Annotated in this window: 13 protein-coding genes and 1 tRNA gene; 5 read left to right on the forward strand and 9 right to left on the reverse strand. The window is 55.9% G+C overall.

The window, feature by feature from the left end; translation table 11 throughout:
• Window positions 1-3 precede the first annotated feature (3 nt).
• Both AC0N03_RS09410 and AC0N03_RS09415 read right to left on the reverse strand, forming a co-directional pair.
• The gene (locus tag AC0N03_RS09410; RefSeq protein WP_474288482.1) at window positions 4-1200 is read right to left on the reverse strand and encodes a D-alanyl-D-alanine carboxypeptidase family protein; all 1197 of its coding nucleotides are present in this window, start codon (window positions 1198-1200) and stop codon (window positions 4-6) included.
• A 141-nt stretch (window positions 1201-1341) separates the two neighbouring features.
• Window positions 1342-2391 (reverse strand): septal ring lytic transglycosylase RlpA family protein, encoded by a 1050-nt coding sequence (locus AC0N03_RS09415; RefSeq protein WP_474288435.1) that lies wholly within the window; start codon window positions 2389-2391, stop codon window positions 1342-1344.
• Window positions 2392-2891: 500 nt separating this feature from the next.
• Between AC0N03_RS09415 and AC0N03_RS09420 the strand changes: the two genes are divergently transcribed.
• The 4 genes from AC0N03_RS09420 to AC0N03_RS09435 all read left to right on the forward strand — a co-directional run bounded on the left by AC0N03_RS09420 (window position 2892) and on the right by AC0N03_RS09435 (window position 5926).
• Complete coding sequence (locus tag AC0N03_RS09420) at window positions 2892-3260, forward strand: cupredoxin domain-containing protein (protein WP_474288436.1); 369 nt, start codon at window positions 2892-2894, stop codon at window positions 3258-3260.
• Window positions 3261-3301: 41 nt separating this feature from the next.
• Window positions 3302-4138: an FTR1 family iron permease gene (locus AC0N03_RS09425; protein ID WP_474288437.1), complete on the forward strand. Its 837-nt coding sequence runs from the start codon at window positions 3302-3304 to the stop codon at window positions 4136-4138.
• A gap of 121 nt (window positions 4139-4259) precedes the next feature.
• Window positions 4260-5513, forward strand: coding sequence for an aconitase X (locus tag AC0N03_RS09430; protein WP_474288438.1), 1254 nt, complete (start codon window positions 4260-4262; stop codon window positions 5511-5513).
• The gene (locus tag AC0N03_RS09435) at window positions 5510-5926 is read left to right on the forward strand and encodes an aconitase X swivel domain-containing protein (protein ID WP_474288439.1); all 417 of its coding nucleotides are present in this window, start codon (window positions 5510-5512) and stop codon (window positions 5924-5926) included. Before AC0N03_RS09430 ends, AC0N03_RS09435 begins: the two co-directional genes overlap by 4 nt.
• On the opposite strand, the gene AC0N03_RS09440 is transcribed toward AC0N03_RS09435, so the two are convergent.
• The 7 genes from AC0N03_RS09440 to AC0N03_RS09470 form a co-directional block, all read right to left on the reverse strand.
• Complete coding sequence (locus tag AC0N03_RS09440; protein ID WP_474288440.1) at window positions 5913-7925, reverse strand: heavy metal translocating P-type ATPase; 2013 nt, start codon at window positions 7923-7925, stop codon at window positions 5913-5915. The two genes, AC0N03_RS09435 and AC0N03_RS09440, sit on opposite strands and share 14 nt — an antisense overlap.
• A gap of 101 nt (window positions 7926-8026) precedes the next feature.
• Window positions 8027-9037 carry an NAD-dependent epimerase/dehydratase family protein gene (locus AC0N03_RS09445; RefSeq protein ID WP_474288442.1) on the reverse strand — a complete coding sequence of 337 codons (1011 nt, stop codon included), beginning with the start codon at window positions 9035-9037 and terminating at the stop codon, window positions 8027-8029.
• A gap of 114 nt (window positions 9038-9151) precedes the next feature.
• The gene (locus AC0N03_RS09450; protein ID WP_474288443.1) at window positions 9152-9967 is read right to left on the reverse strand and encodes a YdcF family protein; all 816 of its coding nucleotides are present in this window, start codon (window positions 9965-9967) and stop codon (window positions 9152-9154) included.
• A 56-nt stretch (window positions 9968-10023) separates the two neighbouring features.
• Window positions 10024-10218: a hypothetical protein gene (locus AC0N03_RS09455; protein WP_474288444.1), complete on the reverse strand. Its 195-nt coding sequence runs from the start codon at window positions 10216-10218 to the stop codon at window positions 10024-10026.
• Between the two features lie 130 nt (window positions 10219-10348).
• Window positions 10349-11332, reverse strand: coding sequence for a zinc-dependent alcohol dehydrogenase family protein (locus AC0N03_RS09460; protein WP_474288445.1), 984 nt, complete (start codon window positions 11330-11332; stop codon window positions 10349-10351).
• Window positions 11333-11534: 202 nt separating this feature from the next.
• Window positions 11535-11611 (reverse strand) — tRNA-Pro (locus AC0N03_RS09465).
• Window positions 11612-11702: 91 nt separating this feature from the next.
• Window positions 11703-12422, reverse strand: coding sequence for a CDP-alcohol phosphatidyltransferase family protein (locus AC0N03_RS09470; RefSeq protein WP_474288447.1), 720 nt, complete (start codon window positions 12420-12422; stop codon window positions 11703-11705).
• 177 nt (window positions 12423-12599) lie between these two features.
• Here AC0N03_RS09470 and AC0N03_RS09475 point away from each other — a divergent pair, with 177 nt between their 5' ends.
• Window positions 12600-13817 (forward strand): FAD-dependent monooxygenase, encoded by a 1218-nt coding sequence (locus AC0N03_RS09475; RefSeq protein WP_474288448.1) that lies wholly within the window; start codon window positions 12600-12602, stop codon window positions 13815-13817.
• Window positions 13818-13857: the final 40 nt, after the last annotated feature.

Consider the following 13857-nt stretch of genomic DNA (forward strand, 5'->3'; position numbering starts at 1 on the left):
GGTCTATCCGCTGCCTGATCCTTTGCCTTTCTGGATCAATTGACGAAATATATCCAGAATTAATTCGAGACCGGAATCCAGCGCGCGTTGCGACATGGTGCCAACTGCGACAGGTTCCGCTGTCAATAAGGGCGTCTCGGAAACAAGCTTGGCGCCCCGATAGAGTTGCAGGGAGCCAATTTCCTGCTCTGGCTGAACTGGCGCAACCAGTGGTCCCTTATAAACAATTTTTCCGCTTATTCTGTCGCCACTGGTGCGCGGCACCAGAATCCGCACATCACTGGCTGTTTTAAGATCAACATCGCCTTTTGCCCCGCCAAAAACCTTGGCTGTTCCGACGATGTCTTGTGCCTTGAACAAGACCTTTGGCTCGAAGCTCCTGAACCCCCAGTTAAGCAACCGGCGCGCTTCTTCTGCGCGCGCATTCATCGAACTCAGGCCGCCGATGAAGATGATAAGCCGTTGCCCGTTCTGCACTGCCGAGCCAATGAACACATAGCCGCCGTCTTTGGTGTCTCCGGTCAAAAGCCCATCAGCCCCCATGTCCATCTGCAGCAACGGGTTTCGGTTAGTCTGGCGGATCTTGTTCCAGGTAAAATCTTTCTCGCTGAAATAATGATAGTATTGCGGGTAGACCCGAATGACATGCATAGCCAGCAGCGCCATCTCGCGCGCCGTGACCCGTTGATCCGGTTCGTCCTTACCTGATGAATTGCTGAAGGTTGATTTTTCCATGCCGATCTGGCGTGCGCGCCTTGTCATCAAGGTCGCAAAAGCGTCTTCCGAACCGGCAATACCCTCTGCCAGCGCAATCGCCGCATCATTGCCTGCCTGCACGAGCAGGCCTTGCAGAAGATCGTCAACACTTACATGGCTATGAAGAACCGCGAACATGCTTGCGCCGCCTGAGGGACCTCCGCCTTTTCGCCATGCGTTTTCTGATATGGGCAGTGTGTCTTCAAGCTTAAGCCGGCCTTCCGCCAACTCGCGAAAAACCAGCGCGGCCGTCATTAATTTTGCGGTCGATCCGGGTTGAACCAGAGTATCAGCGGCCTTTTCATAGAGCACTGCGCCAGAGTCGTAATCGACGAGAATTGCTGTTGGCGCCACTGATTGAAAGGTCTGTCCAAAAGCGGGGACAAGAAACAAAAAAATTACGGACAAAGCCGTAAGATTGGTCTTCAGAAAAGTGGCAAAAATCTTCAACTGACCCCGCCCTCGAAGAATCTATGTCAGAAATGACATTAACAATTCGAGTTCACCCCGCCAAGGCCTGAGTGCCCCTGCTCACTGATCGGCGACGCATCTGTTCTGCAGAGCCGCCGTCAGAAAAATAGCATTTCAGGGCTGGAACTTGCGGAAGGGACCGTTTTTCTCGAATTTCGCGATAGGCGGCAGCTCGTCGGTATAATACAGAGCCGTCAGACGACCGTGGTCAAAAACCGGCGGCAAAGGAACATTTCGAGGCGCAGCAACGGCGCGGGTGGCCGGAGTCGCGATTGCTGCGGTTCTGAACACTGGAGCCGGTGGCGGCGCGGGTGGTGCAATCACATTTCGCACAGCACCAAGATCAAACGGCCGTGATGGAGGCCGTGGCGCTAAGGCAGGTTGCGCAACAGTGGTGACCAACGGCGCTGCCTCGGCAGCGGCCTGACTCTCGGCCTGCTGCTCAGCGGCAGGTTCAAGCGCTGCCAGTTTCTGCAACTTCTCAGGCTGATTTTCCGCAACCATCACAGGCTCAGACGATGGTGAACCTAAGGTTGCCGGCAGTCCATCGGTGCGCAGAGATGCGAGGAGCATGCGATCATCGGAACCAGCCAGACTTGCCCGCCCGACATATTCCACCTTGACCGTAGCTGTGCCAATACGCTGGAAGCCAAGGGCATCGGCGACCTTTTCTGATACGTCCATCAGACGATGGCCGTGATAAGGACCGCGATCATTCACGCGGACGATGATCGAGCGATGATTGCGCAAGTTCGTTACACGCGCATAGCTCGGCAAGGGCATTGTCGGGTGCGCTGCAGATATTGAATCCGAATCAAACACTTCCCCGTTGGCGGTTTTGCGCCCGTGGAAGTCCGAACCATACCACGACGCAAGCCCTACGGCGGTATAACTCGGCTTTTCTGAAGGATAGTAAGTATGCCCTGCTACAGTATAAGGCTTTCCAACCAGATAGGTCCCGCCTCCTTTGGGCACAGGCTCGCCATCAGCCACGACGCGCGGACTGGCCGGGCCGTAAATGCTTTGCGGGAACTTGTTTCCCGCAGCAGCAAAATGACGTTGATCCTGAGAGCAGCCAGCGGCAAATAAACCTAAAATGCCAATGCAGGCCAGCGAACCGAAGCGGGCATCAATGCCCTTGATTTGAGAGATACGAACCATCATTGAAACGCACGCCAACCCGTTACACAACAATCGCTCATGAACCAATGCCCTTTTAAGCCTGTCTTATTGATACTTTTCCGGCTCGCCAGATGCTGGGCAGATCCATCGCCTGTTGTCATGTAGAATGCACTCCAATGGTAAAGGGCCGATTAATCACGACACTGTGATGTTACCTCGTGATGACGGCGAAATCAATCCGGGGTGCAAAGCCGAAATTCAAACACAAGCAGCGGTCTTTGTTTGTATAATTTTATGTATAATTTGAATATAAATTGAAAAACTTTAAAGTATTTAACGTATTTTCTCGGTATTAAAAGCCTTTTGCTCGCAAAATATCTGTACTTTAGAATCGTTCAAATGAATGATTATGCTGCGTTTTCTGATTTGCGGCTAATTTAGAATTATTTTAATCGGTTCAATATTTCTTGCTACGGCTTTTTTGTTGCGGTAATTGACAGAAGTGGCTGCGGGCCTTGAACCCGCCAGTTAGCGGAGAAATTATGAAATATCTTTCTTTCAGGACCTTGGGCAGGAGCATTTTGACACCCATACCGGTTGTTATCGCTGCCCTGCTTATGGTGGCCCCTGCCGCTCTGGCAGCAGAAACTAAAACAATAACCATCGAACTGAAAGACCATCAGTTCAGCCCGGCTCAGACAACAATTCCCGCCAATGAGAATGTTATCCTTGAGATCGTCAACAAGGATGCTTCCCCGGCAGAATTCGAATGCAAGACCTTGCGAATCGAAAAGATCGTTCCGCCGTCGGGTAAAATCAGCGTAAACCTGCGCGCCCTCAAGGCCGGGACACACAGCTGCGTGGATGAATATCACGAGGATGTCGCCAAAGAAGTGCTTGTGGTCCAGTAAATGATTGAATGACGGCGCGAGCCCGATTGAAAGTTGATAATATGCTTGGTTCTTTCATCATTGTTTTTCGGGAAGTCATTGAAGCCGGGCTGATCGTCGGCATCATTCTCGCGGTCACGCGCGGGGTGCCGAAATCCCGTCTTTGGATATCGTCCGGGATTGGCGCCGGAATTTTCGGCGCCTCATTGGTCGCCATATTCGCGCAATGGATCTCGAGTGCGCTCGAAGGAAACGGGCAGGAACTGTTCAACGGTTCCATTCTTGCTCTGGCTGTCATCATGCTGGCCTGGCATAACGTCTGGATGGCGAGCCACGGCAAGCAGATGGCCAGCGAGATGCGTCAGATCGGGCAAGATGTCAAAAGTGGCTCGCGGTCGATCGCCGCCCTCGCCATTGTTGTGGCCGTAGCCCTGATGCGGGAAGGTTCGGAAGTTGCGATATTCCTCTATGGGCTGTTCGCCACCGACGGCTCCGGTTCCGGGACATTGGTTGGCGGAGCATTGCTGGGGCTTCTGGCTGGCGGTGTTCTCTCGACGCTCACATTTTACGGTCTGGTGGTTATACCGCCGCGGCATCTGTTCCGTGTGACAACGGCGTTGATCACCTTCGTGGCTGCTGGTCTGGCAGCTCAGAGCATATCCATGTTTCAGCAGGCTGGGATCATTTCCTTCCTTTCCGAAACCGCATGGAACAGTTCGGCCATTTTGTCTGACACGAGCATATTTGGGCGCATTCTCCATGCCCTGATAGGTTACTCGGATCAGCCGTCCATCATGCAGGTTGTTGTTTATGTTCTCACACTCGCTGCCATAACCATGGCATCCAGAATATCCTTATCCCCGCGCGTGATGTCGCACAGGGCTTCGCCTGCCCTTTGAGGCAGCAATTGCCGGAACCTTCCTGTCCCGATCAGGAAGGGCTGCCGGTATGGCTTGCGCGCGGGATTGGTTCTTCTTACTGTCGTGGGAGAGGCTCATTTAACAAGCCCCGGATCAGACATTGTTGCTCTCTGAAGAAGAACGCGCCATGGCGCAAGGCGCATCCGGGGAAGGCACCGCTATTGCCATGCGTGTTGTCGCGGAAACTGCGCGGCTCATGGGCGCACCCAATCTCATTCCTATAGAATCTGCTCACATTGATGGGGCGCTGTATCACGGCGATTCGGGAACGCTTTTTGCGGAGCGTCTGGTTGATGCCAATGCCGCTGTAAAGGTCAGGTCGACGCTGAATGTCGGCACCATAGATCTGATGGGTTGTTCGCAAAATCGGCTTCCGGCGCATGAACGCGAAATGGCGCGCCGGATGATGAGCGCCTACAGGAAATTGGGCTGCGAACAGAGCTGGACCTGCGCGCCCTACCAGGCTGGTCACCGCCCTGCCCCCGGCACTGATGTGGCCTGGGGTGAATCCAATGCTGTCGTTTTCTGCAATTCGGTTCTCGGCGCCAGAACAAACCGTTATGGCGATTTTCTGGATATTGCCTGCGCCATCACCGGCCGAGCGCCCAATTACGGCCTTCACAGACCGGAAAGCCGCCGAGCCACGGTCGTTGTCGATGTATCCGGTCTTTCGCCGGGCTTCGTTCGTTCCGAGGTTGCCTGGCCGATCATGGGTTCGCTCTTTGGCAGGATGGTCGGCAACAGCATCGGCGTGATGACCGGTGTCGGGCAGCACCCGGGAGAAGATGCTCTCAAGGCTTTTGGCGCCGCCGCAGCCTCGACGGGGGCCGTCGGCCTGTTTCACATTGCGGGCGTCACGCCGGAAGCCTCCAGCTTGGACATGGCTTTGCAAGGCCAGAAAGCAGATGAAATCATTCATGTTTCAGACAGCATGATCGCCGATGCCCGCGCGCGGCTTTCAACTGCGCTGCAGGCCCGCAGCATCGATGCCGTCGCTATCGGCAGCCCCCATCTTTCGCTCGCGGAATTTGACCGTCTGGAATCGCTGATCGACAATCGTAAACTTGCCGTGCCGCTCTATGCCTGCACCGGTCGGCACGTTCTCAGGGAACTGGAGTCTGGCAACCGCCGTAACAAGCTGGAGGCGCTGGGCGTGGTTATCGTTGTCGATACATGTGTCGTCGTGACACCCATTCTGCCGGACCGCAAAAACGGGGTGCTCATGACCAATTCGGGAAAATTTGCCCATTATACGCCCGGCAATACCGGCTATGGCGTGATTTACGGTTCCCTTGGCGAATGCGTCAACAGCGCGGTCGCCGGCGCACCACACTTTGAGCTGAGCACCGCATGAGCACGCACATGCAAGCAGAAATATTGATCCCCGGCGGCGAGGCAAGCGGTTCGGGGCTTGCCCTGCACGCGCCGATCAGCTTCTGGGGCGGCGTCCATCCGCAGACAGGCATGATCACTGATGTGCGGCACCCTGACCACGGGCTTTTCATCGACGGTCGCGTATTATGTCTTCCCGGCACCATCGGCTCGTCTTCCGCCGCTGCCGTCCTGCTTGAACTTGTCTATCGCGGCAAGGCACCTGCCGCTCTGCTTCTGCATGAGCCTGATGCAATTTTGCTGCTCGGCCTGATCGTCGCGCGCGAGATGTCTTATCAGACACCTCCTGCTTATCGCCTGGACCGCAAACATTTTGTGGCGATGCATGATCGCCAGATTTCAATTTCGGATGCCGGAGTGATCACTCCGGCCTGACGGGCGCCTTGCCTGCGGCAATCTCAGCCGCCTTCGTGCGCTCCAGCCTTCCGCGTGCGCCCTGATGTGTTGATTCAAAATCACCATTCATGGCGAGCAGCCGGGCGGAATTCGACAGAAAGAGCAATTCCGATCCGACATGGATGAAAGCTGCGAGCAACGGGCTCAGAAATCCAAAGGCCGCCAGCACCATGCCGAGAGCGTCGACGGCCAGAGTTCCGGCAAAATTCTGCCATATGATCCCGCGCGTCTGACGCGCTATCCGCAAGGTCTCGACCAATTTGAAAAGATCGTTGCCGATCAGAACGATGTCGGCGCTTTCCTTGGCAATATCGGTGCCGGACCCCATGGCCACGCCGATGTTAGCTGCAGTCAGTGCGGGCGCATCGTTCACCCCGTCGCCCACCATGGCAACAATGTGTTTGTCGGCAACAAGCTGGCGTACCCGTGCCAGCTTCTGTTCCGGCAGCATTTCGGCTTCAAACTCGGCAATATCGAGATCTCCGGCAACGCGTTCCGCCACCTGACGGACATCTCCGGTCAGGAGCAATGTCCTTACGCCCAGATTACGCAATTTCTGCATTGCTATATGCGCCTCGGGCCGGATCGTGTCGGCCACGAATATTTCTCCGGCAAACACGCCGTCAGCCGCGACGACAATATCGGACCCGATGGCGTCCGCCCGGCGCTGGGGCACAGCTATGCCGGCTTCACTCAATAATTTGCGATTGCCCACGAGCACAGTGCGGCCATCGACAAGCGCGGTTATGCCCCTGCCCATTTTATAGTTGAAGCTGCCAGGTTCAGAGATCACGATACCGCGGCGGCGCGCCTCGGTCACAACCGCGCGGGCCAGAGGATGCTCAGAGTGAAGTTCTGCGGCGGCGGCGAAGCCCAGCAAGACTTCGTCCGAAACCCCGTTTGCAGCATGCACCATCTGCACCGCAGGTTCGCCGAAGGTCAAAGTGCCGGTCTTGTCGAGAATGATCGTATCGACCCGGCCAAGCATTTCAAGGTGAATGCCGCCCTTGATGATGGCGCCGAGCTTGGCCGCCCTTCCGATGCCGCCCAGAATGGCCAGCGGCGTACCGGCAGCGATGCCGCAGGCTCCGGCAACGATGACAACCGAGATTGTATCGCGGATATTATAAGTCAGCAGATAGGTGATCGCGGCTCCGGCAAAGGCGACATAAACCAGATAGCCCGCCAGCTGATCCGCCAGTTTCTGCACCGGAGCCCGCGTCTGCTCGGCCGCTTCCACGGCCTCTATGATCCGGCCATAACTTGTATCCCGGCCAACCTGCTGCACCTTGATTTCCAATGTCCCCATCTGGTTGATGGAACCGGCATAAACCTTCTCGCCGCTGATCTTTTCTGCAGGCATGGATTCGCCGGTGATGCGGGACTGGTCAACGTAGGAATGACCCTGAATTACCGTGCCATCAACTGGAACCTTTTCGCCGGGACTCACCAATACCAGTTCGCCGGTTACGATTGTCTCCACACGCACTGTCTGAATCGCTCCATCCCGGCGCACGCGCGCCTCGGACGGCACAAAATTCACCAGATCGAGAATAGCCATGCGTCCGCGCGAAATGGTGAGGTGTTCCAGTTCTTCGGCAACAAGCACGAAAGCCGTTACAACCAGTGCAGTGAAGAATTCCTTGATCCCGGCTGCGGCTATGATCGCAATGGTCATGGACAGTTCCATGGTCATGCGCCGGGCAACAAGATTGGCGATAGCTTCCTCGAAGATCGGCCAGCCGGCAAAAGCGAGTGCCGCCAGACCTATAATGCTGATCTGGGGGATGGGCTCATAAACCGCGAACCAGACGGCTGCCGCACCCAGAAAGGCGACAGAAATGCGCATGATTGCCCAAACCTCGAAGGGCGCGTGATCGTGCACCGAAGCAGCCTGTCCGGATACATTTGTATCGGAATGCGTATGGGCTGCATCGATCGGGGCCGCAGAACCATTGCCAACAGATGAGGACGGCATCGAACCTCCTGATTATTGCTGCGTGAAATCCGGCGCAGCCTTTTTTCGGGTTAGTCCCCTCGCCCGGAGATTGCAAGCATTATGGGATCAATCCTGCCATGCTATACGCCGAAATAGCTGCGATACCATGCGACAAATGCGGGAACGCCAATTGAAACGGGTGTCGAGGGCCGGTATTGGGTCAGATTTTCAAGCAAATCGGCGTTCGCATGGGTGCGCAGGACATCGCCTTTTTGCAATGGCAGGTAATTGCGAACGGCGGGCCTGCCGACGGCACGCTCAATCTCCTCGATAAATGCCATCAGCGTTACCGGCATTGCACCGGCGATATTCACTATGCGATGCGGCGCAACCGTCGAAAGCGAATCTCCCTGATCAGGACCCTGCGTCGCAGACGGTCTTTCCGGTGGCACCATCGCCAGCCGGAACACGGCCTCCACCAGATCATCGATATAGGTGAAGTCCCGAGACATTTCTCCGTTGTTATAGATGTCGATCGGTGTACCTTCCAGAATGCCCTTGGTGAACTTGAAAAGCGCCATGTCTGGCCGTCCCCAAGGTCCGTAAACCGTGAAGAACCGGAAGGCCGTCGTGGGAATGTTCCACAAATGGGCATAGCAATGGCTCATGCTCTCCGCTGCCTTTTTCGTGGCGGCGTAGAGCGTGATCTGCATGTCGGCTTTGTCCGTTTCAAAAAAAGGCATCTGGCTGTTGGCGCCATAAACCGAGCTTGTCGATGCCAGCATGAAATGCCGCACCGGACGCAGCCGCGCCAGTTCCATAATATTAAATGTGCCGACGAGATTGCTGTCGATATAGGCGCGCGGGTTCTCGAGGCTGTATCGCACACCGGCCTGCGCGGCCAGATGAATGATGATGTCGCAAGGATTATCGTTCCAGATGCGTTCCAGACCCGCAAAATCCTCCAGCATCGCCTCAAAGCCGGAAAAACGCTCATATCCGCGCAGTAATGCCGTCCGGCGATGCTTGAGCGTGACGTCGTAATAGGGCGTGAACCCGTCGATGCCGACGACTTCATGCCCTTCATCAAGCAAACGGCGCGACAGGTGATATCCGATGAAACCTGCCGAGCCTGTCACCAAAAACCGCATTATTCAGCCCTCTGTTACCGGAATCGCCTGTACATATGCTCCCGGTGCCAAGGCGCACACCATCTCCGATCATTTCCGTTCCGCCAAGCAAAAAACAGCAGGTTGCGCGCCCGATCAATGAACCAATTGCTCAGATGGCGGCAGCAGGCTCGAAGTTCGGCCGCTCAGGCGGTAGTAGATGAGCCCCAGCCATTCATGGACGGCTGTATCCACCATTCGCAGGCCGCCGCTGCCGTCGCGGTGAAAGGACCAGAAGTCGGCTTGCTCGCCAGTGGTCATGTAATCCGCAGGCCATGGAACCACGTTAAATCCAGCCTGACGAAACAGGCTGACTGCTCTTGGCATGTGAAATGCGGATGTCACCAGAAGCCAATGCTGATCGGCGCGGGGATGAAGCAACCGTGCCGTAAAAATCGCGTTTTCGGGAGTATTTCTGGATTGGCTCTCATAGATCATTCTTGGTCCTGTGAGGCCAAGCTCGCCGAAAAGTTGCCGGGCCGCGTCGGCTTCTGTTGTCGTATGGCTGATCAGATTGGCGCTGCCGCCTGTAAAGATAACTTTAGCTTCAGGAAACCGCCGCGCAAGCGCTGCGGCCTCTGTCATGCGAGATCCGTGCTCGCCAAGCACCAGTGCGCCGCGTGCTGCAGAAATATTCTCGTTCATGGCGCCGCCGAGCACGATAATACCGTCCGGCGACCCAAAGGAAGATACAGGCGGGCGTGGAAACCGGTCCTCTAACGGCCGCAAAAGCCATGATGCCACAGGGCCGAAGGCAAAAAGAAAGTAGAGGGCCACAGACACGATAACCAGCCCGCGTCCAAGTTCATCATATCCGACAAGAAGGGCCAGAGCTGCGCCGCACATCAGCAGAAACAGCATGTTTGACGGGGCGGCAAGCAGCCACAGAAGCTTCGATATGAGGAAAACCATGCATATTTCACTGTTAGCGCCTTGGAGCCGGTTGCTTCCATGGCTCGTTGCGGGATCTATGATGCCAGCAATTTTTCGCGCAGTGTCTCCAGACGGGCGAGTTCCAGTTCCTGCTCGGCGATCAGTTCAGCAAGCCGCGATTCGTCGCCTGCTCCCGACAAGGCAGCCGCGCGCTCTGTCAGATCGCGGATATTCTCGCGGATTGCTGCGATATGCTCGTCGATTTGGGCCAGTGTCAGAAAACTGCTCATATCACGCCTCTCGATTATAAATCCGCTCCGGTCATGTGCAGAGCTGACACCATCTTCGGCATCTGCAGATAATAATCAATAACGAACGCAGCTAGTGGCTTATTCTGGGAGAAAGTCTGCTGCCTCGTTGTCATGGGACAAGAACCGCTGCACCCTGAAATCGCCCTGCCCGCAAATCGGACAGAGCCTGATTGGCCTGCGTCAAAGGATAGATTGTTGTGTGCAGATAGGGCTTTGCCTGTCTGGCTATGGCGAGGAACTCAACGGCATCCGTCCGCGTCAGATTAGCCACCGAACGGATTTGCCGCTCTTCCCAAAGAATATGATAGGGGAAGCTCGGTATATCGCTCATATGAATGCCGCCGCAAATGACGCGCCCACCTTTTCTCACCATGCGCAGCGCCATCGGGACCAGATCGCCTGCCGGGGCAAAAATAATAACGGCGTCCATTTCCTCGGGCGGCATCTCGGCGGAGCTGCCCGCCCATTCCGCACCCAACCTGAGGGCAAATTGCTGTGATTCGATATCGCCGGGACGGGTTAAGGCGAAAACCCGCTGCCCCTGCCAGAGGCAGATTTGCGCGAGTATATGCGCTGCAGCGCCGAAACCGATCAGACCGACGGATCTGGCATCTCCGGCGGCCTTCAGGCAGCGCCAGCCGATCAGCCCCGCGCACATGAGGGGAGCTGCCTTCACAGGATCTTCGAATTCAGAAAGATCGAAGCAAAAATCTGCGTCCGCGACCACATGAGAGGCAAAGCCGCCATCGCGGCCATAACCGGTGAAAACCGGTTCATCACACAGGTTCTCTTGTCCTGTCCGGCAAAACCCGCAGTGGCCGCAGGTATGGCCCAGCCAGGGCACACCAACACGCTGGCCTATTGTAAATCTGGCATCGCCAGCCCCAAATTTTTCGACGCGGCCGACAATCTCGTGTCCCGGCACAAGAGGCAGGGGCGGATCAGGCAATTCGCCATCGACAACATGCAGATCAGTGCGGCAGACGCCGCATGCTTCCACTCTTATGCGAATCTGGCCGATGCCGGGTTCCGGTTCTGGGCGGAATGTTTCGACGAGCGGTGCTCCGACAGAATTCAAAACCATGGCGCGCATGACATCAGCCTGCCAGATTAATGCTTGTAGTGATGCCGCTAGGCGGCAGGCCTTCAATCTAGCTGGTTCGGGACGCACAGACCTTGCGCGGAATCAAAAGGGCATTGAAAGGCTAAGAGGCCAAGATTATGGCCATATTTGAACACTGGCCGTGAAACAGACCTTTAACGCTTACTCGTGGCGCATTTTTCAAGGAGAAAATTGGTCGGAGTGAGAGGATTTGAACCTCCGCCCCCCTCGTCCCGAACGAGGTGCGCTACCAGACTGCGCTACACTCCGACCCATGCCCTCAGGCAAAGCCTCTATAACCATTTCACTGGCAGCCCGCAAGCCATGCCCGTCGATTCATGTAAATTATTCGTGCGGGTAATTATTCGTCAGCCCAGGGTGATTTGCGCAGCAATGGCAGCGAGAGAAAATAGACCGCGACCACAATAAGCCCGATACGGCTGAGCCAGCCGCCATTAAGATTGTCCAGCACAGCAATGGCGGCGCAGACAAACCAGGCCGTCATCATGGCAATGGTCACGGTGCGGAATTTTACGACCCGGATCGGGTGCACAAAGACCACCGGGGCGAACATCAGCGCCGAGAACACCAGAAGCAATGCTGCATTCACGATGGCCGACATTTTGAAGACAAACAGGTAAAGCACGAATACATTCCACAGTGCCGGAAATCCGCGAAACCAGTTGTCCTTGGTTTTCATCCGCGTGTCGGCAAAATACATTGCAGACGCGATGGTAACGACAAGCCCTATCCAGAACGACCAAGGCTGAGGCATAAGATCGGAACGCCAGATTGCGACAACCGGGACCAGAACATAGGTCAGGAAATCCACGACAAGATCGAGAATTGCCCCGTCGATCACCGGAGCCGTTTCGGTAATCTTGACGGCGCGCGCAAGGGTTCCATCGATACCGTCGATAAAAAAGGCCAGCGCAAGCCAGCCGAACATAACCGCGAATTTCTGATCTATGGCGGCATAAAGCGCCAGAACAGCGACCGCACCGCCCGATGCCGTGAATAAATGCACCGAAATGCCGGCTGCCTGCCGCACCTGCTTGCGGGCTTTATAATCGATATTCAAATGCCACCCCTGCTCTGCGCAATCGCACGGCATCACCCGCCGTGTCGAAAAATTTTCCTAAATAAGCATGCTCTTCGCGGTTCCGCAAATGCTGTAACAGCTTGCTGCGCGCATGTGACCTCTGTTCAATTTCATCATTTGCGTTCAAAGATGAGGAAAATCGACGATTGGTGACAGATGGTTGCGGATAATAAAGAGATTTTCATCGTTGGTGCAGGGGCAACCGGTCTTTGCCTCGCGCTTGGTTTGGCATCGCAGGGCATAAGAAGCACGTTGATCGGCAAGCTGGATCTGCGCGTCACCGGCAGAACCATCGCGCTGTTTGAAGGCTCCCTGCGCCTGCTGCGTCATATCGGAGTCTGGCCCGATTGCGAGGCTTTATCGGCACCGCTGCGCATTATGCGCATTATCGACGACACAGGCTCATTCTTCAGGCCTCCGCCCGCCAGTTTCAAGGCCCGCGACCTTGGACTTGAGGCCTTTGGCGCCAATATCGAAAACAGGCTTCTGCTGCAAATTCTGGCGCGTCATGCTGAACAATCGGGTTTCATCACCATGAGGGAGGACTGGGTGGATTCGATGAGCCTTGACGCCGAAGGTGTTTCGCTCGGACTTGCCGGCGGCGAGCGGCTCCAAGGCGCTCTGCTGGTCGGAGCGGACGGGGCGCAATCGCCGGTCCGTAAAGCTGCCGGTATCGAGACGCGGCGCTGGACTTATCCGCAGATGGCGCTGACCTGCATTCTGGCGCATCAAAAGCCGCATGATGAAATCTCTACGGAATTTCATACGCGGCAAGGGCCATTCACATTCGTACCGCTGCCGCCTTCCGATGAATCCCCGCACCGGTCGAGCCTTGTCTGGCTTACGGATCAAGCCACGGCGGCAAAGCTGAAAAATCTGTCCCGCGCAGAACTTGGCAACATGATAGAGCGGCAATCGCATTCATTTCTGGGTAAAATTGCGGTGCAGACAGACCCGCATATCTTTCCGATGGCTGGCATGACGGCAAAAACATTGATCGGCACGCGCACGGCTCTGATTGGCGAAGCCGCGCATGCTTTTCCGCCCATCGGCGCACAGGGCCTCAATCTGGGCCTGCGCGACGTGGCGCATCTGGTCGATGAAGTGAGCAAAGCTATCAAAGAGAACGGCGATCCGGGATACGCCCCGGCGTTAGAGGCTTATGATCAGGCCCGCAGGCAGGACATTATGTTCCGGACGCGGGGGGTGGACATGCTCAATCGCTCGCTGCTCACCCAATTTCTCCCGGTAGATTTTTTGAGAGGCGCCGGTTTATTGACCTTGAACGTCGTCCCGCCGCTGCGCAAACTCATCATGCGCACGGGCCTCATGCCGCAAGGAAAACAACCAAGACTGATGCTGCCGGTTGAATGATTGGCGGCCCTGGCTTATCAAAGACCTCCGTCAGTCTCGA

It is taken from the genome of Methylocystis sp. sgz306128 (genome assembly GCF_056032725.1).